23 protein-coding genes are annotated in these 24,931 nt (G+C 55.6%); 3 read left to right on the plus strand and 20 right to left on the minus strand.

What is annotated here, in order from left to right; genetic code table 11:
* Positions 1-51: 51 nt before the first annotated feature.
* The 14 genes from ptsG to yceD form a co-directional block, all read right to left on the minus strand.
* Entirely contained in the window at positions 52-1,485 is a 1,434-nt protein-coding gene (ptsG, locus tag ACOTZB_RS04725; RefSeq protein WP_421626575.1) for a PTS glucose transporter subunit IIBC, read from the minus strand.
* A 297-nt stretch (positions 1,486-1,782) separates the two neighbouring features.
* On the minus strand, positions 1,783-2,577 hold the full coding sequence (locus ACOTZB_RS04730) for a metal-dependent hydrolase (RefSeq protein WP_421626576.1): 795 nt from the start codon (positions 2,575-2,577) through the stop codon (positions 1,783-1,785).
* A 10-nt stretch (positions 2,578-2,587) separates the two neighbouring features.
* The gene (gene holB / locus ACOTZB_RS04735) at positions 2,588-3,592 is read right to left on the minus strand and encodes a DNA polymerase III subunit delta' (RefSeq protein WP_196365879.1); all 1,005 of its coding nucleotides are present in this window, start codon (positions 3,590-3,592) and stop codon (positions 2,588-2,590) included.
* On the minus strand, positions 3,589-4,230 hold the full coding sequence (tmk, locus tag ACOTZB_RS04740; RefSeq protein WP_023311155.1) for a dTMP kinase: 642 nt from the start codon (positions 4,228-4,230) through the stop codon (positions 3,589-3,591). The genes holB and tmk overlap by 4 nt, the downstream gene beginning before the upstream one ends.
* Positions 4,220-5,242, minus strand: a complete 1,023-nt coding sequence (gene yceG / locus ACOTZB_RS04745) for a cell division protein YceG (RefSeq protein WP_023311154.1) — start codon at positions 5,240-5,242, stop codon at positions 4,220-4,222. Before yceG ends, tmk begins: the two co-directional genes overlap by 11 nt.
* Positions 5,243-5,244: 2 nt before the next feature.
* On the minus strand, positions 5,245-6,054 hold the full coding sequence (gene pabC / locus ACOTZB_RS04750; protein ID WP_421626577.1) for an aminodeoxychorismate lyase: 810 nt from the start codon (positions 6,052-6,054) through the stop codon (positions 5,245-5,247).
* A gap of 120 nt (positions 6,055-6,174) precedes the next feature.
* Positions 6,175-7,416, minus strand: a complete 1,242-nt coding sequence (gene fabF, locus ACOTZB_RS04755; RefSeq protein WP_023335279.1) for a beta-ketoacyl-ACP synthase II — start codon at positions 7,414-7,416, stop codon at positions 6,175-6,177.
* A 91-nt stretch (positions 7,417-7,507) separates the two neighbouring features.
* Entirely contained in the window at positions 7,508-7,744 is a 237-nt protein-coding gene (gene acpP / locus ACOTZB_RS04760) for an acyl carrier protein (RefSeq protein ID WP_003857954.1), read from the minus strand.
* A gap of 154 nt (positions 7,745-7,898) precedes the next feature.
* Entirely contained in the window at positions 7,899-8,633 is a 735-nt protein-coding gene (fabG, locus tag ACOTZB_RS04765; protein WP_008500795.1) for a 3-oxoacyl-ACP reductase FabG, read from the minus strand.
* A 12-nt stretch (positions 8,634-8,645) separates the two neighbouring features.
* Positions 8,646-9,575, minus strand: a complete 930-nt coding sequence (gene fabD, locus ACOTZB_RS04770) for an ACP S-malonyltransferase (RefSeq protein WP_047650869.1) — start codon at positions 9,573-9,575, stop codon at positions 8,646-8,648.
* Between the two features lie 15 nt (positions 9,576-9,590).
* Positions 9,591-10,544 carry a beta-ketoacyl-ACP synthase III gene (locus ACOTZB_RS04775; RefSeq protein ID WP_421626578.1) on the minus strand — a complete coding sequence of 318 codons (954 nt, stop codon included), beginning with the start codon at positions 10,542-10,544 and terminating at the stop codon, positions 9,591-9,593.
* 6 nt (positions 10,545-10,550) lie between these two features.
* Positions 10,551-11,585: a phosphate acyltransferase PlsX gene (gene plsX / locus ACOTZB_RS04780; RefSeq protein WP_059290957.1), complete on the minus strand. Its 1,035-nt coding sequence runs from the start codon at positions 11,583-11,585 to the stop codon at positions 10,551-10,553.
* Positions 11,586-11,665: 80 nt separating this feature from the next.
* Entirely contained in the window at positions 11,666-11,839 is a 174-nt protein-coding gene (gene rpmF / locus ACOTZB_RS04785) for a 50S ribosomal protein L32 (RefSeq protein ID WP_003857964.1), read from the minus strand.
* Positions 11,840-11,855: 16 nt separating this feature from the next.
* Positions 11,856-12,377 carry a 23S rRNA accumulation protein YceD gene (gene yceD, locus ACOTZB_RS04790; protein ID WP_014883375.1) on the minus strand — a complete coding sequence of 174 codons (522 nt, stop codon included), beginning with the start codon at positions 12,375-12,377 and terminating at the stop codon, positions 11,856-11,858.
* 140 nt (positions 12,378-12,517) lie between these two features.
* Here yceD and ACOTZB_RS04795 point away from each other — a divergent pair, with 140 nt between their 5' ends.
* Positions 12,518-13,102: a Maf family protein gene (locus tag ACOTZB_RS04795; protein WP_214575502.1), complete on the plus strand. Its 585-nt coding sequence runs from the start codon at positions 12,518-12,520 to the stop codon at positions 13,100-13,102.
* Positions 13,103-13,168: 66 nt separating this feature from the next.
* Here the strand turns inward: ACOTZB_RS04795 and rluC are convergent, their stop codons facing one another.
* Positions 13,169-14,116, minus strand: coding sequence for a 23S rRNA pseudouridine(955/2504/2580) synthase RluC (rluC, locus tag ACOTZB_RS04800; RefSeq protein WP_021240761.1), 948 nt, complete (start codon positions 14,114-14,116; stop codon positions 13,169-13,171).
* Between the two features lie 572 nt (positions 14,117-14,688).
* Between rluC and rne the strand changes: the two genes are divergently transcribed.
* Positions 14,689-17,808: a ribonuclease E gene (gene rne, locus ACOTZB_RS04805; protein ID WP_421626580.1), complete on the plus strand. Its 3,120-nt coding sequence runs from the start codon at positions 14,689-14,691 to the stop codon at positions 17,806-17,808.
* 41 nt (positions 17,809-17,849) lie between these two features.
* Here rne and ACOTZB_RS04810 read toward each other — a convergent pair whose 3' ends face one another.
* On the minus strand, positions 17,850-18,752 hold the full coding sequence (locus tag ACOTZB_RS04810; RefSeq protein WP_421626581.1) for a LysR family transcriptional regulator: 903 nt from the start codon (positions 18,750-18,752) through the stop codon (positions 17,850-17,852).
* Positions 18,753-18,897: 145 nt separating this feature from the next.
* Here ACOTZB_RS04810 and ACOTZB_RS04815 point away from each other — a divergent pair, with 145 nt between their 5' ends.
* Positions 18,898-20,112: an MFS transporter gene (locus ACOTZB_RS04815; protein WP_421626582.1), complete on the plus strand. Its 1,215-nt coding sequence runs from the start codon at positions 18,898-18,900 to the stop codon at positions 20,110-20,112.
* A 75-nt stretch (positions 20,113-20,187) separates the two neighbouring features.
* On the opposite strand, the gene flgL is transcribed toward ACOTZB_RS04815, so the two are convergent.
* The 4 genes from flgL to ACOTZB_RS04835 all read right to left on the minus strand — a co-directional run bounded on the left by flgL (position 20,188) and on the right by ACOTZB_RS04835 (position 24,922).
* Positions 20,188-21,141, minus strand: a complete 954-nt coding sequence (flgL, locus tag ACOTZB_RS04820; RefSeq protein WP_421626583.1) for a flagellar hook-associated protein FlgL — start codon at positions 21,139-21,141, stop codon at positions 20,188-20,190.
* 14 nt (positions 21,142-21,155) lie between these two features.
* Complete coding sequence (flgK, locus tag ACOTZB_RS04825) at positions 21,156-22,796, minus strand: flagellar hook-associated protein FlgK (RefSeq protein ID WP_421626584.1); 1,641 nt, start codon at positions 22,794-22,796, stop codon at positions 21,156-21,158.
* A 75-nt stretch (positions 22,797-22,871) separates the two neighbouring features.
* Positions 22,872-23,825: a flagellar assembly peptidoglycan hydrolase FlgJ gene (flgJ, locus tag ACOTZB_RS04830; RefSeq protein WP_421626585.1), complete on the minus strand. Its 954-nt coding sequence runs from the start codon at positions 23,823-23,825 to the stop codon at positions 22,872-22,874.
* Complete coding sequence (locus ACOTZB_RS04835) at positions 23,825-24,922, minus strand: flagellar basal body P-ring protein FlgI (RefSeq protein ID WP_047650860.1); 1,098 nt, start codon at positions 24,920-24,922, stop codon at positions 23,825-23,827. Before ACOTZB_RS04835 ends, flgJ begins: the two co-directional genes overlap by 1 nt.
* Positions 24,923-24,931 lie beyond the last annotated feature (9 nt).

A 24,931-nucleotide genomic window follows, 5' to 3' on the forward strand; every position in this document is an offset into this window, starting at 1 on the left:
ACAAATAAAAAAGGCAGCCATTCGGCTGCCTTAGTCTCCCCAGGTCACAACTTAGTTGCTGCGGATGTACTCATCCATTTCGGTTTTCAGGTTATCGGATTTGGTACCGAAGATTGCCTGTACACCCGAACCTGCAACAACTACGCCCGCTGCGCCCAGTTTTTTCAGACCCGGCTGGTCTACTTTCGCCACGTCGGCAACGCTCACACGCAGACGAGTGATGCACGCGTCCAGGTTAGTGATGTTCTCTTTACCGCCGAACGCTGCGACCAGTGCCGGAGCCATTTCGCTGGTCGCACCAGCTTTGCTGTCTTCTGTCGCATCTTCACGACCCGGAGTTTTCAGGTCCAGTGCTTTAATCAGCACGCGGAAGATAGTGTAGTAAACAACGGCATAGCACGCGCCCACGATTGGGAACAGCCACAGTTTGCTGCTGTTACCGGACAGAACGATGAAGTCGATCAGACCGTGAGAGAAGGACGTACCGTCACGCATACCCAGCAGGATACAGATTGGGAACGCCAGGCCCGCCAGAATCGCGTGGATAACGTACAGGATCGGCGCAACGAACATGAAGGAGAACTCGATCGGCTCGGTGATACCGGTCAGGAACGAGGTCAGCGCTGCGGAGATCATGATACCGCCCACTTTTGCACGGTTCTCTGGCTTAGCAGAGTGCCAGATAGCAATCGCCGCTGCTGGCAGACCGTACATTTTGAACAGGAAGCCACCAGACAGTTTACCTGCAGTTGGGTCGCCCGCCATGTAACGTGGGATATCGCCGTGGAACACCTGACCTGCTGCGTTGGTGAATTCACCAATCTGCATCTGGAATGGAACGTTCCAGATGTGGTGCAGACCAAATGGCACCAGGCAACGCTCAATGAAGCCGTAGATACCAAACGCCACAACCGGGTTCTGGTAAGCAGCCCACTGAGAGAAGGTCTGGATAGCAGAGCCGATTGGTGGCCAGATGAAGGACAGGATCACGCCAGTGAAAATCGCTGCCAGACCAGAGATGATCGGAACGAAACGCTTGCCCGCGAAGAAGCCCAGGTACTCAGGCAGCTTGATGCGATAGAAGCGGTTAAACATATACGCTGCAATCGCACCGGAGATGATACCGCCCAGAACACCGGTGTCCGCCAGGTGTTTCGCAGCGATCTCTGCTGCCGGTAAATGCAGAACCAGCGGCGCAACCACAGCCATGGTTTTCACCATGATGCCGTAGGCAACCACTGCAGCCAGCGCAGAAACGCCGTCGTTATTGGTGAAGCCCAGAGCCACACCGATCGCGAAGATCAGTGGCATGTTAGCAAAGACAGAACCGCCTGCTTCGGCCATCACGTGGGACACTACGGCTGGCAGCCAGCTGAAGTTAGCAGAACCGACACCCAGCAGGATACCTGCGATAGGCAGTACGGATACTGGCAGCATCAGCGATTTACCGACCTTTTGCAGGTTAGCAAATGCATTCTTAAACATAATTGAGAGTGCTCCTGAGTATTTGTGCTTTTTTTACGCTTTCACGCATTGGCCCGGGGGGAGTACCGTGCCGTGGACAGGACATCTAAGCGCCCTTTATTTATTACACAGAGTAAAATAATTCCCTCTGAGTTTGTTTGACGGCTATCACGTTTCAGCTTAAGGCGGTCGAAAAACTTTCAGTTATTTACAAAAAGCATGTCCGGATGTGTCTAAATACACACTCACCGCCCCAAATGAGGCGGTGAACTTTACTCGCTTTACTTATTAATTACGAGCCTAAAAAAAACAGGTGTATCAAACAGATTGCAGGCGGGCGGGGTCGATATGGAACAGCGTGGAGAAGTTTTCCGTCGTCACACGGGCCAGCTCGTCGATGCTGACGCCCTTCAGTACGGCCATGTACTCAGCCACATCTCTCGTCATAGCGGGCTGGTTCTCTTTACCGCGATGCGGTACCGGTGCCAGGTACGGAGAATCCGTCTCCACCAGAATGCGATCGAGCGGAACATAACGTGCAGCATCACGCAGCTGCTCAGCGTTACGGAACGTCACGATCCCCGAAAACGAGATATAAAACCCCAAATCAAGCAGCTTACCCGCCGTTTCTCTGTCTTCTGTGAAACAGTGTAGTACGCCACCGCAATCCGTCACGTTTTCTTCCCGGAGGATCGCCAGGGTATCCGCGCGCGCGTCGCGGGTGTGGACGATAACCGGCTTGTTCAGCTCCCGGCCAATGCGAATATGGTTGCGGAAGGACTCCTGTTGGCGCGGTTTGGTTTCCGGCGTGTAAAAGTAGTCCAGCCCGGTCTCGCCCATCGCCACCACGCCCTCTTCTGCTGCCAGTCGACGCAGATCCTCAACGTCGTACGCCTCGTCCTGATTCAACGGGTGCACGCCGCAGGAGTACACCACGTTATCGCGAACGCCCACCAGCTCACGCATGGAGCGGTAGCCCGGCAGCGTGGTTGCTACCGCAAGACAGAATTTCACATCGCGGGCAGCGGCTTTTGCCAGCACGTCATCCACGTTTTTATGCAGGGATTGATAATCCAGGCCATCAAGATGGCAGTGTGAGTCGACTAAAAACATAATGTCTCTCTCAGAGATGGGAAACAGGCGGTGTGACGCCGGGTTGCAGGTAATGTTCGATACGCAGTAACTGGTCGGTCAGTAAAAGCTCGCGATTAAGGCCCGTCACGGTTAAAAGCTGTTCACGGCTCTGGCAAATTTCATGGAGCATCGCGTGAAGAATCTTTCCCGAGAGGCGGTTCGCCAGCGTATTCACCAGCGGCCACGCGTCCGGGTTGGTCAGCAGCGTTGCCCCTTGCTGGATTTTGAGCGCATCCAGCAGTAAGGAGGCCAGCCAGTGCAGACGCTCAACGGCCCGATCGCTGTTAAGCGCAGGCAATAAACTTAGCCAGTCGTGACTGTTCAGTGATGCATCCACGGCCCGGCAGAGCGTTTCTCGCTCTGACCAGACGTCAGGCTGCAGTAGTGCCAGCGCCGCCGCGGGCGCGCCGCTGCTCAGGCGCAAGGCGGTCAGCGCGCTCTCAGGTGACGTTGTCACCTCTCGTTCAAGCCAGCTCAGCGCCCACGATTCCTGAGGTACTGCAAGGTGATGAAGACGACAACGGCTGCGCAACGTCGCCAGCAATCGTCCCGGGTCACGGCATGAGAGGAAAAACCACGTTTTAACCGGCGGCTCTTCCAGGGTTTTAAGCAGGGCGTTAGCCGCAGCCTCGGTAAGCAGCGTGGCGTCTTTAAGCCAAACCACCTTTGCACCGCCCAGCCGCGCATGTTCATACAATTTTTCACTGACTTCACGCACGGCATCAATACCGAGCGCGCTTTTGCCCTTCTCAGGCTCAAGGGTGTAGTAGTCAGGATGCGTGCCCGCCTGCATCAGCTGGCAGCCACGGCATTTACCACAGCTCTTGTGCCCTTCCGGCTGCTGACACATGAGAAAACGAGTGATGGCATAAATCAACGCATCATCACCCATTCCTGGCAATGCCTGAATCAGTAACGCATGATGCCCCCGACCCGCCTGATAGCTGCCGATCAGCTGTTCAAAGTGTGGGCGCAACCATGGATACCATTTCATGCCTGCTGCTCCTGCACCCACTGCGTAATGGTGTGTTGAATGTCGCGCGTGACGTCGTCCAGGGACTGCGTCGCATCAATGGTACAAATTGAGCTGTCCTGTGCGGCCAGCTCAAGATAGCGCGCGCGGGTGCGGTTAAAGAAATCAAACGACTCTTGTTCAATGCGGTCCAGCTCGCCGCGCGCGCGGGCACGTTTGAGACCCACTTCCGGGGTCACATCCAGATAGAGCGTCAGGTCGGGGCGAAAATCACCCAATACGGCATTACGCAGCGTTGCGAGCATTGTCTGGTCGATGCCGCGTCCTCCGCCCTGATACGCCTGAGTCGACAGATCGTGACGGTCGCCGATCACCCACTTGCCCTCGGCCAGGGCGGGTTTGATAACCGTCTCAACCAGCTGAACGCGGGCCGCGTAGAACATCAGCACTTCGGCCTTGTCAGTGATAACTTCGTCACCGACGGATTTGATATCCAGTACCAGGCTGCGCAGCTTTTCAGCCAGCTGCGTGCCGCCCGGCTCGCGGGTAAATACCATGTCCGCCACGCCAAGCGCTTTGAGCGTATCCACCACCACGTTGCGGGCAGTGGTTTTACCCGCCCCTTCGAGTCCCTCAATGACAATGTATTTACTGCGCATTTTTTTCCTTAAGTGCCTTCAGATAGTCCTGAACAGAGCGATTGTGGCTGGCAAGGTTGGTGTTAAAGGTATGCCCCCCTTTTCCATCAGCCACAAAATAGAGATACGGTGTTTTAGCCGGATGCGCGGCGGCTTTCAGCGACGCCTCGCTCGGCGTGGCAATCGGGCCTGGCGGTAAACCGCTTATCACGTAGGTATTATACGCCGTTGGCGTCTCCAGATCTTTTCTGGAAATCTTGCCCATATAGCTCTCGCCCATGCCGTAGATAACGGTAGGATCGGTTTGCAGGCGCATGCCGATGCGCAGACGGTTGATAAATACCGACGCCACCCGATCGCGCTCAGCAGCGACGGCAGTCTCTTTCTCGACGATCGAGGCCATGGTCACGAACTGGTTCGGATCGCTGTAAGGCAATCCTTCCATCCGCCCTTCCCAGGCGGCATCTACGGCGGCAACCATTTTTTTGTGCGCCCGCTTCAGGATAGCCACATCGGTCGTGCCTGCCGTGTACATCCAGGTGTCTGGCCAGAACCAGCCTTCCACCCATTCCGGATGTTCAAGCTTCAGCGCTTCTGCCACCGTCTGATAGCTATCGTCTTTTAACGTATGTTTGATATACGGCGCGTCACGCAGCTGTTTGAGGTAATCGCTCAGGCGCATCCCTTCCACAAACCGCAGGGGGAACTGGGCTTCTTTACCGCTTTCCAGCAGCTGCAGCATCTCTCTGACGGTCATTCCCGGCGTAAAGCGATAGGTACCAGCTTTGAAATGTGACAGCTCAGGCTCCACGCGCAATAGCCACTGGAATACCCGTGGACGATTGATAATCTTGTCGCCATAGAGCTGTTCCCCAAGCGCCTGACGGCCGGTTCCCGCTTTCAGGGTAAAGATCGTTTCGTCTTTAACCAGGATCTTGCTGTTCGCCAGCTGGCGAACTTTCCATACGCCCGCTCCGCCGGCGACGCCCAGCGCAACGATGAGGATAAGGACAAAGCGCAACATTTTTTTCATGACTATCTGGTTTGCTCACATATCGGGGCTAAAAACTGAAACAGCTCGCGCGAAGACCAGCGTTGTTGGCCATACGCACGGACGGGTACAACAGGCATCAGCGCATTGCAGATGATGACTTCATCGGCGGTCTGTAGCGCGGCTTCTCCTGCGCTAACTTCGACAACGCGAAAGCCAGAGCGTGCCAGCTGTTGCAGACAAAACTGACGCATTAACCCATTTACGCCAGCGTATTCCAGCGACGGAGTGAACACCTCTTCCCCCTGCCGCCAGAGTAAATTAGCCGCACAGCATTCCGTAATGAACCCTTCGCTGTCAAGAACCAGCGCCTCATCGGCGTCCGTCTGTTCAAGATGAGTACGAATGAGCACCTGCTCGAGGCGGTTGAGATGCTTAAGCCCGGCCAGCATCGGGTTTTGTCCCAGTCGTACAGGGCTCAGCGTCAGCGTGACGCCGTCTTCTCGCCAGCGAGAATAATGCGCGGGATAAGCAGAAACGGAGAGGATACGCGTTGGGTTGAGGCACGATGCAGCGCTGTAACCCCGGCCACCACTGCCGCGGCTGATGATGATTTTGAGTACGCCGCTGTCCTTCCCGGTTCCCAGCTCGCACATTTCCTGACGCAGCGTGTCCCAGTGCGTAAAGGGGATCATGAGCTTTTCACAGCCATGCTGCAGGCGTCGAATGTGCGCCTCCAGCAAGCAGACATCGCCGTCCAGAATGCGCGCCGTCGTAAAGCAACCATCACCGAACTGTATCGCCCTGTCGCTGGCAGGCAGCGTGTACTGCTCAAGGCCATTGATTAAAAACATGGTGGCTCCTTATGCGTGGACGTTTAGTCTGGCAGGATGTCATGCAGCCGACAAGAAGATTAGGCTTAATAAAAAAGGCCCGGCAAGCGGACCTTTTTAAATGCGACAGGGACGTCAGGATCAGATCTTTTTGAAGATCAGAGAACCGTTGGTACCACCGAAGCCGAAGGAGTTACACAGGGTGTACTCCATACCGCTAACCTGACGCGCTTCGTGAGGAACGAAGTCCAGATCGCAACCTTCATCCGGGTTATCCAGGTTAATGGTTGGCGGAACAGCCTGATCGCGCAGCGCAAGGATGGAGTAGATTGACTCTACCGCACCCGCCGCACCCAGCAGGTGACCGGTCATGGACTTGGTGGAGCTCACCATTACGCGGCTGGCAGATTCGCCGAAGATAGACTTAACCGCCTGAGCTTCAGCTTTATCGCCTGCAGGTGTAGAAGTACCGTGCGCGTTCACGTAGCCAATTTGTGCTGGGGTAATACCCGCATCACGAATCGCGTTTTCCATCGCCAGCGCAGCACCCGCGCCGTTCTCAGGAGGAGACGTCATGTGGTAAGCATCGCTGCTCATGCCGAAACCAACGATTTCAGCATAAATTTTCGCGCCGCGTTTTTTCGCGTGTTCGTATTCTTCCAGTACGATCATGCCCGCCCCGTCGCCCAGCACGAAGCCGTCACGATCTTTATCCCACGGACGGCTCGCCGCCTGCGGATTATCATTACGGGTAGACAGCGCACGCGCCGCACCGAAACCGCCGACACCCAGTGGGGTACTGGCTTTTTCAGCACCGCCCGCAACCATAGCATCTGCATCGCCGTACGCAATAATGCGCGCGGCCTGGCCGATGTTATGTACGCCAGACGTACAGGCAGTCGCGATTGAAATGCTTGGCCCACGCAGGCCGAACATGATGGTCAGGTGACCCGCCACCATGTTAACAATCGTGGACGGAACGAAGAACGGGCTGATCTTACGCGGGCCGCCATTCATCAGAGATGTATGGTTTTCCTCGATCAGGCCAAGACCGCCAATCCCGGAGCCGATAGCGGCGCCGATACGGGTTGCGTTCTCTTCCGTAATCTCAAGGCCAGAATCCTGCATGGCCTGAACGCCAGCGACAATTCCATATTGAATGAAGGCGTCCATCTTGCGCTGTTCTTTGCGCGAGATGATCTCTTCACAGTTAAAATCCTTTACTAAGCCAGCAAATTTCGTTGCATAGGCGCTAGTATCGAAATGGTCGATTAGGCTGATGCCGCTCTGACCGGCAAGGAGAGCTTTCCAGGTGGACTCTACGGTATTGCCGACAGGAGACAACATGCCAAGTCCGGTCACAACTACACGACGCTTAGACACGTTTGTCCTCCAGGGAGGGATAAAAAAAGAGATTCGTGGGACTAAAAAAGATAAAACTCAGGCGGTCGAATGACCGCCTGGAGATGTTCACTTACGCCTGGTGACCGTTGATGTAATCAATGGCAGCCTGAACGGTGGTGATCTTCTCAGCTTCTTCGTCCGGAATCTCAGTATCAAACTCTTCTTCCAGAGCCATTACCAGCTCAACGGTGTCAAGAGAATCTGCGCCCAGGTCTTCAACGAAGGAAGCGGAGTTCACAACTTCTTCCTGCTTAACGCCCAGCTGTTCGCCGATAATTTTCTTAACGCGTTCTTCGATAGTGCTCATACTCTTAAATTTCCTATCAAAACTCGCTTTCGCGATGGTTTTCGTAGTGTATAAAATGTTGAAAAATTTGCAACTAAATCCCGGCAGTTCTTACCACGATTTTACGTTATTTTGAGGCCATTCGCCCTAATAACGCAAATATTTTTCATCGTGGTTAAACCATATACATCCCGCCGTTGACGTGGAGGGTCTCACCAGTGATGTAACCCGCTTCGTCAGAGGCTAAAAATGCAACCGCACTGGCGATTTCTTTAGGGTCGCCAAGACGACCCGCCGGAACTGCCGCCAGCGTACCCGCACGCTGCTCATCAGTCAGCGCACGCGTCATGTCCGTTTCAATAAAGCCCGGAGCAACAACGTTTACCGTAATACCGCGGGACGCGACTTCACGCGCCAGCGACTTACTGAAACCAATCAGACCTGCTTTCGCCGCAGCGTAGTTAGCCTGACCAGCATTTCCCATGGTACCAACCACAGAACCGACAGTGATAATACGTCCATGACGCTTTTTCATCATAGCGCGCATTACCGCTTTTGACAGACGGAATACAGATGACAGGTTGGTTTCGATGATATCGTTCCACTCGTCGTCTTTCATTCGCATTAACAGGTTATCGCGAGTGATCCCGGCATTGTTTACCAGAATATCCACTTCGCCAAACTCTGCGCGAATATTTTCCAGAACAGATTCGATAGATGCAGGTTCAGTCACATTCAGTACCAGACCTTTACCGTTTGCACCCAGATACTCGCTGATGGCCTGAGCGCCATTCTCGCTGGTTGCTGTACCAATCACCTTCGCGCCGCGCGCAACCAGTGTTTCAGCAATTGCACGCCCGATACCGCGGCTTGCGCCAGTGACCAGGGCAATTTTTCCTTCAAAACTCATGGTATTCCTCTTTTATTGCGAGAGTGCCGCTGACATCGCTTCCGGCTCGTTAATCGCCGAGGCTGTCAGGGTGTCAACAATACGTTTTGTCAGACCGGTGAGGACTTTACCTGGGCCGACTTCATACAGATGCTCAACGCCCTCCGCTGCCATAAACTCAACGGTTTTGGTCCACTGCACCGGGCTGTAGAGCTGACGAACCAGTGCGTCACGGATAGCTTCCGGCGTGGTTTCGCATTTCACATCGACGTTATTCACAACGGAAATCGTCGGTGCGTTAAACGTAATTTTTTCCAGCTCAACCGCCAGTTTCTCGGCAGCAGGCTTCATCAGCGCACAGTGAGACGGCACGCTGACCGGCAGCGGCAGCGCACGCTTAGCACCCGCTGCTTTACAGGCCGCACCTGCACGTTCAACCGCTTCTTTATGACCGGCAATAACCACCTGGCCCGGCGAGTTGAAGTTTACCGGAGAGACAACCTGACCTTCAGCAGATTCTTCACACGCTTTTGCAATTGCAGCGTCATCCAGACCGATGATGGCAGACATGCCGCCCGTGCCTTCAGGCACCGCTTCCTGCATGAATTTACCGCGCAGTTCAACCAGACGTACCGCGTCAGCAAACGCGATCACGCCAGCACACACCAGCGCAGAGTATTCACCCAGGCTATGACCCGCGAGCAGCGCTGGAGCTTTACCGCCCTGCTGCTGCCAGACGCGCCACAGCGCAACGGACGCGGTCAGCAGCGCTGGCTGGGTCTGCCAGGTTTTGTTCAGTTCTTCGGCCGGCCCCTGCTGAGTCAACGCCCATAAATCATAACCCAGTGCATCAGAAGCTTCACGGAAAGTCTCTTCAATAACCGGATAGGCTGCTGCCATTTCAGACAACATCCCAACGGTTTGAGAGCCCTGGCCCGGGAACACAAAAGCAAATTGCGTCATTTTTTATTCCTTATCCTAGAAACGAACCAGCGCGGAACCCCAGGTGAACCCGCCACCGAAGGCTTCAAGCAAGACCAGCTGGCCCCGTTTGATTCGTCCATCGCGTACCGCTTCATCAAATGCGCACGGTACCGACGCCGCAGAGGTATTGCCGTGACGATCCAGCGTCACCACAACGTTATCCATCGACATGCCGAGCTTTTTAGCGGTCGCGCTGATGATACGCAGGTTCGCCTGATGCGGCACCAGCCAGTCGAGGGCGGAACGCTCAAGGTTATTCGCTTCCAGCGTTTCATCAACGATGTGCGCAAGCTCAGTCACCGCCACCTTGAACACCTCGTTCCCTGCCATAGTCAGGTAAATCGAGTTGTCCGGATTAACGCGATCGGCGTTAGGCAGAGTCAACAGTTCGCCGTAGCTGCCATCAGCATGCAGATGCGTCGAGATGATACCCGGCTCTTCGGACTGCCCCAGCAGCACCGCGCCCGCACCATCACCAAAAATAATGATTGTTCCGCGATCGGTTGGATCGCAGGTGCGCGCCAGCACGTCAGCACCGATCACCAGCGCATATTTAACGGCACCGGATTTCACGTACTGGTCGGCAATGCTCAGCGCATAGGTGAAGCCTGCGCACGCGGCAGCGACGTCAAACGCCGGGCAGCCTTTAATGCCGAGCATGTTCTGCACCTGGCACGCCGCGCTTGGGAAAGCATGCGTGGCAGACGTTGTGGCGACCACGATCAAACCAATCTGTTTTTTATCAATGCCGGCCATTTCGATAGCACGCTGTGCGGCTTCGTAACCCATGGTCGACACGGTTTCGTCTGGCGCGGCAATACGACGTTCACGGATACCTGTGCGCGTGACAATCCACTCGTCAGACGTATCTACCATTTTTTCCAGATCGGCGTTGGTACGCACTTGTTTTGGCAGGTAGCTGCCGGTACCTAAAATCTTCGTATACATGTACGCTCAGTCACTTTTAGCTAATACAGATTCCAGGCGAGCGGCAATCCGCTGAGGGACTTGTCGCTGCACCGCCTGCACTGCCTGTTCAATCGCGACAGCAAATGCTCGCTGATTGGCGGCGCCATGACTCTTAATCACGATGCCGCGCAATCCTAACAGACAGGCGCCATTATACTGGTCGGGGTTGAGGTGACTGAATCGCCGCGTCAGGCTCTTTTGTAACCAACGCTTCAATAAAATCAGCCACCAGGCGCTTTTTTTACCTTCTCCCTGAGATTTCAGCAGAGAAAGAAACATGCGTACGACCCCTTCCATGGTCTTCAACGTGACGTTTCCGGTGAAGCCATCGCACACCAGAACATCCGTTTTACCCGTCAACAACTCATTGGCTTCGAGATAACCAATATAGTTGATGGAGGGAACCTGTTTGAGCAATTCAGCCGCTTCGCGAATGCTGTCCAGGCCTTTGGTCTCTTCTTCACCAATGTTCAGTAACGCAACACGGGGAGTGTTGATCCCGACAACTTCTTCTGCCAGCACCGATCCCATCACGGCAAACTGAGCCAGCATAGTACTATCACAGTCGACGTTAGCGCCTAAATCGAGCACCACCGTCTTGCCCTTCTGCTGATGCGGTAACACCGTCACCAGCGCCGGACGCTCAATACCTTCAATAGGTTTGAGCAGCAATTTCGAGAGGCCCATCAGCGCGCCGGTATTTCCCGCGCTGACGCAAGCCTGAGCTCGCCCTTCTTTCACCAGCTCCAGCGCTATCCGCATAGAGCTGCCACGACTATTGCGAATGGCCTGCGAGGGTCGGGCATCACTGGCAATAACTGACTGCGCAGGAATAATCTGCAGACGCGAACGTTGTTCAAAGTCAGCTTTTGCGAGTAATGGCGTGATTGTGTCGGGATTGCCGACTAAAAGAAGTGTGAGTTGCGAATTAGAATTCAGTGCCTGCAATGCTGCAGGCACTGTCACGGAAGGGCCAAAATCTCCCCCCATGACATCTAACGCCAGGGTTAGACGTGTCAAGGTATCGTCGCAGCCTGGTTCGGTAAATTCCCCGTTTGCACGGGGAAATCCTCACTAAGCCTAATCACGCTTGCGCGTGATTACTTAGTGATAACCTTGCGGCCGCGGTAGAAACCGTCAGCGGTGATGTGGTGACGCAGGTGTTTCTCACCAGAAGTCTTGTCTACAGACAGGCTGGTAACTGCAGTCAGCGCGTCATGGGAACGACGCATGCCACGTTTGGAACGGGTTGGTTTATTCTGTTGTACGGCCATGGACCTTACTCCTCAATTACTTACGCTTTAAGCTGGCTAATACGGCAAATGGGTTTGGTTTTTGCGCTTCATCAGGCAGTTCCCCAAAGACCATGTCCGCCTCGGACACTTCACAGTGTTCAGAATCATGCACCGGAACTACTGGCAAGGTGAGGATGATTTCATCTTCAACCAGAGCCAGAAGATCGATTTCACCGAATTCGTTAACCTCAATCGGCTCATACGCTTCCGGGAGTGCTTCAGCCTGTTCGTCAGAACGAACCGGACTGAAACAATACGTTGTGTGAACATGCTGTACAAACGGTTTCCCGCAACGCTGACACTCGAGCGTTACCGTCACCTTTGCATCACCGGTTAAAACGGCGAGACGCTGGTTGTCGATAGCGAACGACATGGAGCATTCTACATCACTGTCCACACTGACTACGGATTCGGCAATACGCTCAGCCTGATCGGAAGTATAGATACCTTCGTAATCGAGGCGTTTTTGAGCCGTACGAACCGGATCAAGAGTCAGGGGTAATTTTACCTTTTGCATAGGGCGCGCATATTAACTTTGTAACGTCATAGAGTCAAAGAAAAAGGCAACCAGAGCTGCCTTTTGCCAATTATTCGCACACATTGCGGCCAGTAGTTTAAAATGGCTGGCATCGATACGCTATATCTGGTGATAAAAATATGCCAAATCTCGTCCTTGCTTCCACGTCTTCCTACCGCCGAATGCTGCTGGAAAAGCTCGGGATCCCGTTTGAATGCGCCGCGCCAGAGGTTGATGAGACGCCACAGCCGGGCGAATCACCGCGTCATCTGGTGATGCGTCTTGCTAAGGAGAAAGCGCAGTCGCTGGCCGCACGTTACCCCGCACATTTGATTATAGGCTCCGATCAGGTTTGCGTGCTGGACGGCGAAATCACCGGCAAGCCCCATACGGAGGAGAACGCCTGCCAGCAGCTTCTGCGTGCGCGAGGCACGATCGTGACCTTTTATACCGGCCTGGCGCTCTATAACTCTGCCTCCGGTCATCTGCAAACCGAATGCGAGCCCTTCGACGTACACTTCCGCCATCTCAGCGAGCAAGAGATCGTGGATTATGTGCGCCGGGAACGTCCGCTGAACTGTGCGGGAAGCTTTAAAAGTGAAGGATTGGGGATTGCGCTGTTCGACAAGCTGGATGGTCGCGATCCCAACACGCTGGTGGGGTTACCGCTGATTGCTTTGTGTCAGATGCTAAGACGAGAAGAGTATAATCCGCTGACCATGTGACTGAAACGTTGCGGCCTGATGCCCTCACTCCGGCCCTCTCCCACAGGGAGAGGGAGGAAAGCAAACTCAGCCGCGCAGAACCTTAAGACAGCGTTTCAGTTGCTCATCCAGCGGCGCTTCAATACGGATGACTTCACCCGTATTAGGATGGGTAAACTTCAGCGCTGCCGCATGCAGGAACAGACGCGACAGCCCCGTCCCAGCCAGCTGCTTATCAAACTCACGGTCGCCATAGCGGTCATCAAAGGCAATTGGGTGCCCTGCAAACTGCGTATGGACGCGGATCTGGTGGGTACGACCGGTGACAGGACTGCAGCGCACCAGCGTCGCAAACTCATAGCGCTCTTCAACTTTAAAGCGCGTTTCAGACGGTTTCCCTTCCTGGCTTACGCGGACAATACGCTCACCGCTTTGCAGAATGTTCTTCAGCAGTGGCGCCTGCACTACTTTTACATGGGACTGCCATTGACCGCGCACCAGCGCCAGATAGTCTTTCTGCATCCCTTTCTCACGCAGCTGTTCATGCAGCGAACGCAGCGCAGAACGCTTTTTCGCCACCAGCAGTACGCCAGAGGTATCACGGTCAAGACGGTGTACGAGTTCAAGGAAGCGCGCTTCCGGGCGCAGGGCTCGCAGCCCTTCAATCACGCCGAAGCTCAGACCGCTACCGCCATGAACAGCCGTCCCTGACGGTTTATTCAGCACCAGAATATGGTCGTCTTCATAAAGGATGACATCGCTCAGGGCCGCCACTTTCTGTAGCTTCGGTGATACGGTCTCTTCTTCACGTTCTGCAACGCGCACCGGCGGAATACGCACTTCATCGCCCGCTTCGAGTTTGTACTCAGGCTTCACGCGTTTTTTGTTAACCCGCACCTCGCCCTTACGCAGGATGCGGTAAATCATGCTCTTTGGCACACCTTTCAACTGTGTGCGCAAAAAGTTATCGATACGCTGCCCCGCTTCATCTTCGGCGATGGCAACCATTTTTACGGCTGGAGTCTCTGTTTTCATGGTTGGCGATTCTAAATATCGACAGCCATTAGCGCCACTCATTTTTCTATGCTTATATTTACTTTTATCCGGCCTGTCCCCCGTTTCGCGCAACCGATTTGGTGGTTATTAAACCAATCGCCATTCAGAAGTGAAGAAACTGTGAGTAACCGGGTGATAATTGGTAAAAGTCATCTTGCTATAACCCGGCGAGCAGTGGAATAATGAGGCTGTTTTCCGTGTTAAATCCTGGTTAAGTAAGGATGTTGACGGAATGACCAATTTTGTCTGACCGATCATCCACGCAGCAATGGCGTAAGACGTATTGATCTTTCAGGCAGTTAGCGGGCTGCGGGTTGCAGTACTTCCCGGTATAAGGATTGTTCTCTGGAGAGTTCTACCCAGGCAATTCCCCTGATAATTGCGCTGTGTTTCCGTATGAAACACAGGCAACCGACACTCTGCGCCTCTTAAGCGAGCGACAACCGTGAGGTTGGCGACGTGAACAGACACGAGGCCATCGGTTCATACCCCGGAAAGCGTCACCTTGCCCGCAGCTTTGTCGTCAATGTAAGAATAACGAGTAAGTTACGATGAAAAGAATGTTAATCAACGCAACTCAGCAAGAAGAGTTGCGTGTCGCCCTTGTGGATGGGCAGCGCCTGTACGATCTGGATATCGAAAGTCCTGGACACGAACAGAAAAAAGCGAACATTTACAAAGGTAAAATCACCCGCATTGAACCAAGCCTTGAAGCTGCATTTGTCGATTACGGTGCTGAGCGTCATGGTTTCCTCCCTCTGAAAGAAATCGCCCGCGAATATTTCCCCGCAAACTACAACGCCCATGGCCGCCCAAACATCAAAGATGTTCTGCGTGAAGGTCAGGAAGTTATTGTTCAGATTGATAAAGAAGAGCGTGGCAACAAAGGTGCCGCACTGACCACCTTTATCAGCCTCGCAGGGAGCTATCTGGTTCTGATGCCTAACAACCCGCGTGCGGGTGGCATCTCTCGCCGTATCGAAGGTGATGACCGTACCGAGCTGAAAGAAGCGCTGGCAAGCCTCGAACTGCCTGATGGCATGGGGCTTATCGTGCGTACCGCAGGCGTTGGCAAATCAGCCGAAGCGCTGCAGTGGGACCTGAGCTTCCGTCTGAAGCACTGGGAAGCCATTCAGAAAGCAGCGGAAAGCCGCCCTGCTCCGTTCCTGATCCACCAGGAAAGCAACGTTATCGTGCGTGCCTTCCGTGATTACCTGCGTCAGGACATCGGTGAGATTCTGATCGATAACCCAAAAGTGCTTGAGCTGGCGCGCCAGCACATCGCCGCGCTGGGTCGTCCGGATTTCACCAGCAAAATTAAACTGTACACCGGTGAAATCCCGCTGTTCAGCCACTATCAGATCGAATCCCAGATTGAGTCCGCCTTCCAGCGTGAAGTGCGTCTGCCATCCGGCGGTTCTATCGTTATCGATACCACTGAAGCGCTGACCGCCATCGACATTAACTCCGCACGTGCAACGCGCGGTGGCGATATCGAAGAGACCGCCTACAACACGAACCTCGAAGCCGCTGATGAAATCGCCCGCCAGCTCCGCCTGCGCGACCTGGGTGGTCTGATTGTTATCGACTTCATCGACATGACCCCTGTTCGCCACCAGCGTGCGGTTGAAAACCGTCTGCGCGAAGCGGTGCGTCAGGACAGGGCGCGTATCCAGATTAGCCATATCTCACGCTTTGGCCTGCTGGAGATGTCCCGTCAGCGTCTGAGCCCGTCTCTCGGCGAGTCCAGCCATCACGTTTGTCCGCGCTGCTCCGGCACCGGTACCGTACGTGATAACGAATCTCTGTCTCTCTCCATTCTGCGTCTGATTGAAGAAGAAGCGCTGAAAGAGAACACCAAAGAGGTTCACGCCATTGTGCCGGTTCCCGTTGCCTCTTACCTGCTGAACGAAAAACGTGCAGCGGTAAGTGCAATTGAAGCGCGTCAGGGCGGCGTTCGCTGCATCATCGTGCCAAACGACCAGATGCAGACCCCGCACTATCACGTACTGCGCGTGCGTAAGGGCGAAGAGACGACCACCCTCAGCTACCTGCTGCCGAAGCTGCATGAAGAAGAGATGTCCCTGCCTTCCGATGAAGAGCCAGCCGAGCGCAAACTGCCAGAGCAGCCTGCGTTAGCGACCTTCATCATGCCTGAAGCACCACCGGAAGCTGCCCTGGAAAAACCTGCGGCCAAACCTGCAGCGCAGAAACCAGAAGCCGCGGTAGCGAAAGCCCAGCCGGCACAGCCGGGTCTGCTGAGCCGCTTCTTTGGCGCGCTGAAGAAGATGTTTGCTGGCGAAGAAGTTCAGCCAGAGCAGCCGAAAGAAGAGCCAAAAGCAGCCAAGCCAGAGCGTCAGCAGGACCGCCGTAAGCGTCAGAACAACCGCCGCGATCGTAACGACCGCAGCGATCGCAATGACCGCAGCGAGCGTCGTGACAACCGTGACAACCGCTCTGAGAATAACGAAGGCCGTGAGCAACGCGAAGACAACCGCCGCAACCGTCGCGAGAAACAGCAGCAGAATGTTGAAGATCGTGAAATTCGCCAGCAGGCGGGCGATGAGTCTGAGAAGAGCAAACAGCGTGACGACCAGCAGCCGCGCCGTGAACGCAGCCGTCGCCGCAACGACGAGAAGCGTCAGGCACAGCAGGAAGTCAAAAACCTGAACCGCGAAGAGCCTGTTGAACAGCAGGACGGCGAGCAGGAAGAACGCACTCAGGTGATGCCGCGTCGTAAGCAGCGCCAGCTTGCTCAGAAAGTTCGCTTCGCCACCGAAGCAACCGAAGAGTCAGCCGTTGTCGCGGTTGAAACCAGCGAGAGCACAACCGGTACGCAGCTGGCGAAAGTTGATCTGCCAGCGGTCGTTGAAAACAACGTTGAGCAGGATGATAACGGCGAAAACCGTGATAACGCCGGTATGCCGCGCCGTTCACGCCGTTCTCCACGTCATCTGCGCGTCAGCGGCCAGCGCCGTCGTCGCTATCGTGACGAGCGTTACCCGACTCAGTCGCCAATGCCGCTGACCATTGCCTGTGCTTCGCCAGAAATGGCGTCCGGCAAAGTCTGGATCCGCTACCCGGTTGCTCGCCCGGAGCTGGTTGTTGAAGAACAGCCTGTAACCGAAGAGGTGATTGCACCTGTGGCAGCGGTAGAAGACGTTGTGACTGAAGCGGCAACCGTGGTTGAACCTCAGGTTGTTGAAACGGAAGCACCTCAGGCAGTTGAAGTCGAAACCACTCATCCGGAAGTGATTGCCGCGCCGGTTGATGCCGCACCGCAGCTTATTGCTGAAGAAGATGCCGTGGTGGCTGAGGAAATCGCTGAAGAGGCTGAACCTGTAGCCGCAGCGGAAGACACCGCTGAAGCCATTGTCGAAACGACCACTGAAGAAGTCGTTCAGGACGTTGAGATTGAGGTTGAACCGGTTGTTGAAGAAGCGAAAGCGCCTGAAGTGAAGCCTGAGCCGGTTGTTTCTGCGCCAGCCGCTGCCCACGTGGCGACCGCACCAATGACGCGCGCCCCGGCGCCGGATTACGTGCCAGAAGCCCCGCGTCACAGCGACTGGGTACGCCCGGAATTCAACTTCGAAGGTAAAGGCGCTGCAGGCGGCCACAGTGCAACACATCAGGCGACTGCACCGGCGACGCGTCCGCAGTCTGTCGAATAACGACGCTGAAAGTAAAAAGCCGACCTTAGGGTCGGCTTTTTTTATGGCTGCTGCACGGGCTTTCTCATTCCGGTGACCTCCGGCATGACCTGCCGCATCAACTCCAGAAAACGCCGCAAGCGTGCCGGATAATAGCGGGACCAGGGGTAAACAAGATGCACCGGTAACGCCGCTGGCTGCCATTCTGGCAGCAAATGCACGAGCCGCCCTTCCCGAATATCATCCTGTACCGTCCAGCTGGATACCACCGCCACGCCAAGGCCGGTGAGCGCCGTATTGCGTGCGACATACAGGCTGTCGGTGCTGAGGCGTGGCGTAATAGCAATCCGCGCGGTGGCGGGTGATGCATCGTGAAACAGCTCCACGTGGCGCTGGTAGAATGAGCTGATCGCTATCCAGGGAAACTGCTGCAAATCCTCCGGCGTGGTAACCGTCGGGAAAAGGGCCAGCAGCGTCGGAGAAGCCACCACCGAGCGCGGCACTTCGGCCAGCAGCACGGATACGGTCGCCGGATCGACCTCCACGCCCACCCGAATCGCGCAGTCAAGGTTGTCGCCGAGGAAGTCCGCCGACCGATCGTTGAGCATCCACTCAATCGAAAGCTGCGGATAGCGTTGCAAAAACTCGGTCACGGGTTTCAGAAGCTGGTCCTGACCAAACGCGTGAGGAGCGCGCACCCGCAGCACGCCTACGGGCTCATCTTCCGTCTGCCCCACCTCATCTTCCAGCGCCAGCCAGCTGTCAATCACCCGACGGGCGTGCTGATAACAGCGCTCGCCGTCATCCGTCAGCCGCGTCGTGTGGGTGGTGCGCAATATCAGGCGCACGCCCAGCATGTTCTCCAGCGACTGTAACCGTCTGCTCACCGTGGCCTGGGTAGTGGCGAGTTGCCGTGCCGCCGCAGAGAGGGAACCCGCCTCCACGATGCGAACAAACGTCCGCATTAACTCCACTCTGTCTATACGCTCAGCTCTTTTCATTGCCTTTTCACCTATACGTCCAACGTATAAGCGTTTTACCACCGGGCCCGCTACCGTCGCAAGGCGTACTGATAAAAAATAGCCTTACACGACGAATGAGGAACATCTTATGAACACAACAACCGCCGCCCATGCCGTGAGCCGCTGGGTGATTTTAATGCTGGCGATCGGTGCAGGTTTTAGCGTGGCATCTATCTATTATGCCCAGCCTCTGCTGCCGCTGATGGGCGCAGACCTTCACCTGAGCATCGAAGGAATGGGCATGGTCCCGACGCTCACCCAGGCGGGATATGCCCTGGGGATCCTGTTCCTGCTACCGCTCGGCGATCGCCACGACCGCAGGACGTTAATTTTGATCAAAAGCGCGGCGCTGGCGCTGTTTCTTCTCGGCTGTAGCCTGACCGGGCAGATCCATTCTCTGCTGCTGGCAAGCCTGCTCATCGGTATGGCCGCCACCATGGCACAGGATATCGTCCCTGCCGCGGCCATCCTTGCGCCGGACGGTAAACAGGGGAAAACCGTGGGCACGGTAATGACCGGGCTGCTGATGGGTATCTTATTATCCCGAACCGTGAGCGGCGTGGTGGGTGAAGCGTTTGGCTGGCGCGTCATGTACCAGCTGGCGGCGGCGAGCATTGCGTTCATCGGCGTGATGATGTGGTTTGTGCTTCCGCGTTTTGCCATTCACTCCACGCTGAGCTACCCCGCGCTGATGCGCTCAATGGAGCATCTGTGGCGTCGTTACCCGGCGCTGCGCCGTGCGGCGCTGGCTCAGGGTTTCCTGTCGGTTGCCTTTAGCGCCTTCTGGTCTACGCTTGCGGTCATGCTGCTGGAACGCTATCACCTGGGGAGTGCCGTAGCGGGTGGTTTTGGTATTGCAGGTGCCGCCGGTGCGTTAGCTGCCCCGCTGGCAGGGGGTCTGGCGGATAAAATGGGCGCAGGAAAAGTCACGCAGCTTGGTGCCGTTCTTGTGACCGTCTCATTTGCCCTGATGTTCCTGATGCCCGCGCTGGGCGTTCATGGACAGCTGATTCTGATCGCCATCTCTGCCGTCGGGTTCGACCTGGGACTGCAGTCCAGCCTGGTCGCTCACCAGAATCTGGTATATAGCCTTGAACCGCAGGCGCGCGGTCGTCTCAACGCCCTGCTCTTTACGGTGGTCTTTATCGGGATGGCGCTGGGTTCCGCGTTAGGCAGCAATATCTACTCGCTGGCCGGCTGGACGGGCGTGGTCGCGCTGGCGACGGTCTGTGGCGTCATTGCGCTGGCAATCCGTCTGATAGAAAGCGCACGAGTCGCCTCCGTATCAGCAGAAGTTGCATAAAAAAAATGCCCAATCCAGACGGATTGGGCAGTAAAACATGCCCAGTTTCAAGACATGTTCCAAGAGGTCAAGATGTTATTTGTTCAGCTGGAACAGAGACATGCCCTGCATATCGCTAAACGCTTTATAAGACGCCTGCAAAGCCGCCTGCTGCATGGTGTAAGAGGAAATCGCTTCGTTCCAGTCAACATCAACCAGGTCACTCATCTGCTTGGTCTGACCCAGCGCGCGGTCATCGCCCAGCGTATCGAGTTTTTCCAGCTCGTTCATCTTGGTTCCCACATCCGCGACGACCGTCAGGATATTGTTCTGGGAGTTTTTAATACCGATTTGCGCATTGGCAATCACCTGGCTTTGCGCCGTTGCGGCAGCGGGATCGTTCTCAATCGGCGTCTTCAGCGACGCGATGGCGGAATCCAGGATTTTGAACATATTCGTCTGGCCATATCCACCGCCCGGCAGCTCTTCCGCATTGCTGGTAATGCTTTCGAAAATTTGCTGCCCGGTATGGCTAATGGTCATGTTTCGCGCCGTATCAACCTGCTGCGTGATGGCCTCTGCGCCGCCGTTATAATCCCCGGTCGCGGCATCAAACGGTGCGCTCTCGGTTTTGTATCCCGCAAAGATAAAGCGACCATTACCATCCGTCGTGTTGGCGAGGTTCATCAGCTGATCGCGGATCCCCTGAATATCGGTCGCCAGAGAAAGACGGTCGTCATCGCTTAATGTGCCGTTTGAGGCGTAAACTAACTTCTCGCGCACGCTTGAGATCGCAGTGTTGACCTGGGTTAACACGTTATCTTCCAGCGAGACCTTCTGCGTTGCAAAGGTGCGCGCGAGCGCAAACTGGCTGTTTTGCGACTGTGACTGTGACAGAACGATGGCCTGCGACGCGGCGATAGGATCGTCCGAAGGACGGTTCACGCGCTTGCCGGTGGACATCTGCTCACCGTAGTTCAGCCATCTGCTCTGGGAGTCGGTGATCCCACGCATGTTCTGCTCGTACATCATCTGGGTGCTAATACGCATTGTTCACCTCAACCTTAACGAATGTTGATAATTGCATCGAAGAGCGTACTGGCAGTCTGGAGAACCTGGGCATTCGCCAGGTAATACTGCTGATAGCGCTGCAAATTGCCATACTCTTCGTCGAGGTTTACCCCAGATATGGTCTGCTGCTGTCTGACTAACTGTGTTTCCACTTTGGCTTTCGTCTCGCTGCTCACCTTCAGTGAGGCCGTTGAACTCCCGACGGTGCTCACGAGAGAAGCATACGCATCGTTGAAGGTTTTGTTCCCACCCACCACTTTGCCGTTTTGCAAATCAAGCAGTTTTTGGCCGTTACGGTTGTCACTTTCACCGCCGTTCTGCACCGACGCCATCGCCAGTTTAGACTCGTCGCTGATCGCGAGATCCATGTTCATGATGACGTTGGAAACGGGCTTCACGGTAAAGCTGTCTTTGATATTTGCCGTGCCGCTCACGTTGACGTTCAGGCCATCAAACGACAGATTACCGCTGGCGTCCGGGCTCATCGTGAAGCTGGTTTTGTCTGACGTGCGGGTGATTGTCCAGTCGGTACCATTAAACTGCAGCTTATAGTCTGTCGCCTGGACCTGTTTACTGTCCGCCACAGACGCCGTGACAACGGCCGAACCGCCGTTCTTGCTGTTGGACAGGACAGCCGGAGAACCAAAGTTAAACAGCTTACCGCCAGCGTCACCGTTAGCGTCAAAACCGGCTTCATGCTGCGTGTTCATCGCATCGGCAAAGGCCAGCGCCATCTGATTCAGGCTGTTACGGGCTTTATCCAAATCTTCAGCGCGGAAGGTCAGCAAACCGCCCAAAGAACCGGTGGTGATCATCTTTTCCGGGATCTCAACATTACCTGCCACGTCGTCGACATAGGCCACGGTAGTACGAGCAGGATCGGCGCTGGACTTAACGGCAGCCAGCTGGTTGGCTTTGCTACCCTGGACCAGGCTGTAACCGTTGCCGAAAGAGATGTTAAACGTACCGCTATCCTGAACAGACACTTCCACACCCACGATTTTGTTCAGCTCGCTGACAAGCTGATCGCGCTGGTCAAGCAGTTCGTTAGGCGAAGCACCCGCACCGACGCCGGTCAGACGAGAAATCTGATCGTTCAGATTGGCAATCTGTTTGGCATAGTTGTTGATCTGCGCAACGCTGGTCGAAATTGCGGTATTGACCTGCGTATCCTGATCGCGGAGATACTGATCGTTGGTTTTAAACTGATTCACCAGGCCACCAGCTTTACCCAGCACCGTCTGACGTGCTGCCGGGTCTTCCGCGTTGCTCACCAGGGTTTGCAGGCTTTTAAAGAAGTCCTGCAGGGTGGTGGAGAGCGAGTTGGTGGTATCGGAGAGCACATCGTCAATTTTTGACATCTGCTGATAGCGCGTCGTCAGACCGCTGCTCTGGGTCTGCGTGGCGCGCAGCTGGTTAGTAATGAAGGCGTCATACTCACGCTGGACACCGGAGACATACACCCCGTTACCCACCCAACCACCGCCGGTCAGCGTGCTGTTGGATGCGCCCAGCACCGTGGTCTGGCGGGTATAGCCTGCCACGTTATAGCTTGAAATATTATTACTGACGGTATTGAGTGCCGACTGCGCGGCACTGAGGCCACTCATGGCGCTGTTAATCAAACTGGACATGGGGGTTCCTTTTATACGTTCAGACACGAGTCCTGATGAAGGTTATCGGCAACCTCCACCGGGACTTGAGAACTTTCAGAACAGATTTTCAATATCTGTGCTATAGGCTTTGCTGACCTTCTCGCCCATGGATTTCAGCTGCTGGATCATGCTGGTGAGCTTGCGCGCATAGTTCGGGTCAGTCGCGTAGCCCGCGTTTTGTAAGGCCTGAGCGCCCTGCTCCGCCGTCGCCGCCTGCGTAACGGCGGTATAACGCGGATTGCGGCTCAGCAGGCCAACGTAGTCGGACAAGGCTTCCAGATAGGAGCTGTAGACGCGGAATTTTGCTTTGACCTTCACCGCCGCACCGTTCTCGTATTCGGTGGTCGTGATCTCCGTCGTCGGCCCCTTCCAGCTGGAGGAGGCCTTCACGCCGAAGATGTTGAAGCTCGGCTCGCCGTTTTCCTTGCGGATCTGACGCTGACCCCAGCCCGACTCCAGCGCGGCCTGCGCCAGAATCAGGTGATGCGGCACGCCGCTCTGTTCGCTGGCGAGACGCGCGGGCAGAGAAAGCTGCGCCAGGAAGTCTTTGCTGTCACCGGAGAGCGGCTCATCGCCGCTGCCCGTGGCTTTTGGCATCGCTTTACGCACCATTTGCGTCAGAGCCTGGTTCTGATAACTGGTCACCGTTTCCAGGTCGAACTTCATCGGCACCTGCTGCGTCTGCTCCTGAGGCTGAATGCCCTGCGCGGCTTCGGTCTGTTTCACAATCATGTCAGCCAGACCGAGGCCTTTTCCGGCGGTCATCTGCTGCGCAATCTGCTGGTCATACATGCTGGTGTAGAGACGCGTTGAATCACTGCTGAACATCCCGTCTTTCGGCAGGGTTTCACGCATGCTTTTCAGCATCATCTGTACAAACATCCCCTCCACCTGGCGGGCGACCGGGCGGATGTTCGCCGCCGGGTCTTTTCCTGCTTTGGTTTTCAGTTCGTTGAGCGACTGGGCGTCCCAGGCTGCACTGGTCAACAGTTTGCTATCGGTCAGCATTAGATGATTTCCAGTTTGGCGCGCAGGCAGCCCGCGCTTTGCATCGATTGCAGAATGGACATCAGATCCATCGGCGTTGCGCCCAGGGCGTTCAGGGCACGCACCACGCTGTTCAGGTTGGCGCTGGAGCGAACGCTCTGCAGCGACCCGCCGCTCTGACGCATATCAATCTGCGTTTGCGGCGTCACCACCGTCTGACCGCCACCAAATGGCGTATTCGGCTGGCTCACGTTCGCGGAGCGGTTTACCGTCACGGAGAGGTTCCCCTGCGCCACGGCACAGCTGTCGAGCGACACTTCCCGGTTCATCACCACCGAGCCGGTGCGGGAGTTGATGATCACTTTCGCATCCTGGATCGGAACGTTCACTTCCATATTCTGGATATCCGCCAGCATGCGCACCTGGTTGCTGCTGCCGGTGGAGGTGCGGATCTGCACGGTGCGCGCGTCGAGTGCCGTTGCGTTACCGTAACCACGACTGCGGTTGATGGTATCGGCAATTTGCTGCGCCATCGTGAAGTCTTCATTATTAAGCTGCAGGTTGATAGTGTTGCCCGCACCAAACTGGGTCGGCAGTTCACGCTCAATGATCGCCCCGTTGGTGATACGTCCACCGTTAAGCTGGTTCACCTGCACGCTGCTTCCGCCTGCGGATGCGCCCGCACCGCCGACCAGAATGTTCCCCTGCGCCAGCGCATAGACCTGGCTGTCAACGCCTTTCAGCGGGGTCATCAGCAGCGTACCGCCGCGCAGGCTTTTGGCGTTACCCATTGAGGAGACCACCACATCAATGGTCTGCCCCTGACGCGCAAACGCCGGGTAGGACGCGGTGACCATTACCGCGGCCACGTTTTTCAGCTGCATGTTGGTTCCCGCCGGCACGGTAATGCCGAGCTGGGAAAGCATGTTGTTCAGGCTTTGGGTGGTGAACGGCGTCTGGGTCGTCTGGTCACCGGTACCATCCAGCCCCACCACCAGGCCGTAGCCAATCAGGGAGTTTTCACGGACGCCCTGAACGCTGGTGAGGTCGCGAATACGGTCAGCCTGGGCAAACGTTGCCACCAGCGCGAGCGCCACGGCGAAGATCGATTTAAACATGGGTCACCT

The sequence above is a fragment of the Enterobacter cloacae complex sp. SHL020 genome (genome assembly GCF_049236945.1).
Lineage (GTDB): Bacteria > Pseudomonadota > Gammaproteobacteria > Enterobacterales > Enterobacteriaceae > Enterobacter > Enterobacter dykesii.

What these genes read in the sequence shown, in the direction of transcription:
- ptsG (WP_421626575.1), bottom strand. Translation starts at nt 1,485, where the DNA reads ATGTTTAAGAATGCATTTGCTAACCTGCAAAAGGTCGGTAAATCGCTG.
- ACOTZB_RS04730 (WP_421626576.1), bottom strand. Translation starts at nt 2,577, where the DNA reads ATGTTTTTAGTCGACTCACACTGCCATCTTGATGGCCTGGATTATCAA.
- holB (WP_196365879.1), bottom strand. Translation starts at nt 3,592, where the DNA reads ATGAAATGGTATCCATGGTTGCGCCCACACTTTGAACAGCTGATCGGC.
- tmk (WP_023311155.1), bottom strand. Translation starts at nt 4,230, where the DNA reads ATGCGCAGTAAATACATTGTCATTGAGGGACTCGAAGGGGCGGGTAAA.
- yceG (WP_023311154.1), bottom strand. Translation starts at nt 5,242, where the DNA reads ATGAAAAAAATGTTGCGCTTTGTCCTTATCCTCATCGTTGCGCTGGGC.
- pabC (WP_421626577.1), bottom strand. Translation starts at nt 6,054, where the DNA reads ATGTTTTTAATCAATGGCCTTGAGCAGTACACGCTGCCTGCCAGCGAC.
- acpP (WP_003857954.1), bottom strand. Translation starts at nt 7,744, where the DNA reads ATGAGCACTATCGAAGAACGCGTTAAGAAAATTATCGGCGAACAGCTG.
- fabG (WP_008500795.1), bottom strand. Translation starts at nt 8,633, where the DNA reads ATGAGTTTTGAAGGAAAAATTGCCCTGGTCACTGGCGCAAGCCGCGGT.
- fabD (WP_047650869.1), bottom strand. Translation starts at nt 9,575, where the DNA reads ATGACGCAATTTGCTTTTGTGTTCCCGGGCCAGGGCTCTCAAACCGTT.
- ACOTZB_RS04775 (WP_421626578.1), bottom strand. Translation starts at nt 10,544, where the DNA reads ATGTATACGAAGATTTTAGGTACCGGCAGCTACCTGCCAAAACAAGTG.
- rpmF (WP_003857964.1), bottom strand. Translation starts at nt 11,839, where the DNA reads ATGGCCGTACAACAGAATAAACCAACCCGTTCCAAACGTGGCATGCGT.
- yceD (WP_014883375.1), bottom strand. Translation starts at nt 12,377, where the DNA reads ATGCAAAAGGTAAAATTACCCCTGACTCTTGATCCGGTTCGTACGGCT.
- ACOTZB_RS04795 (WP_214575502.1), top strand. Translation starts at nt 12,518, where the DNA reads ATGCCAAATCTCGTCCTTGCTTCCACGTCTTCCTACCGCCGAATGCTG.
- rluC (WP_021240761.1), bottom strand. Translation starts at nt 14,116, where the DNA reads ATGAAAACAGAGACTCCAGCCGTAAAAATGGTTGCCATCGCCGAAGAT.
- rne (WP_421626580.1), top strand. Translation starts at nt 14,689, where the DNA reads ATGAAAAGAATGTTAATCAACGCAACTCAGCAAGAAGAGTTGCGTGTC.
- ACOTZB_RS04810 (WP_421626581.1), bottom strand. Translation starts at nt 18,752, where the DNA reads ATGCGGACGTTTGTTCGCATCGTGGAGGCGGGTTCCCTCTCTGCGGCG.
- ACOTZB_RS04815 (WP_421626582.1), top strand. Translation starts at nt 18,898, where the DNA reads ATGAACACAACAACCGCCGCCCATGCCGTGAGCCGCTGGGTGATTTTA.
- flgL (WP_421626583.1), bottom strand. Translation starts at nt 21,141, where the DNA reads ATGCGTATTAGCACCCAGATGATGTACGAGCAGAACATGCGTGGGATC.
- flgK (WP_421626584.1), bottom strand. Translation starts at nt 22,796, where the DNA reads ATGTCCAGTTTGATTAACAGCGCCATGAGTGGCCTCAGTGCCGCGCAG.
- flgJ (WP_421626585.1), bottom strand. Translation starts at nt 23,825, where the DNA reads ATGCTGACCGATAGCAAACTGTTGACCAGTGCAGCCTGGGACGCCCAG.
- ACOTZB_RS04835 (WP_047650860.1), bottom strand. Translation starts at nt 24,922, where the DNA reads ATGTTTAAATCGATCTTCGCCGTGGCGCTCGCGCTGGTGGCAACGTTT.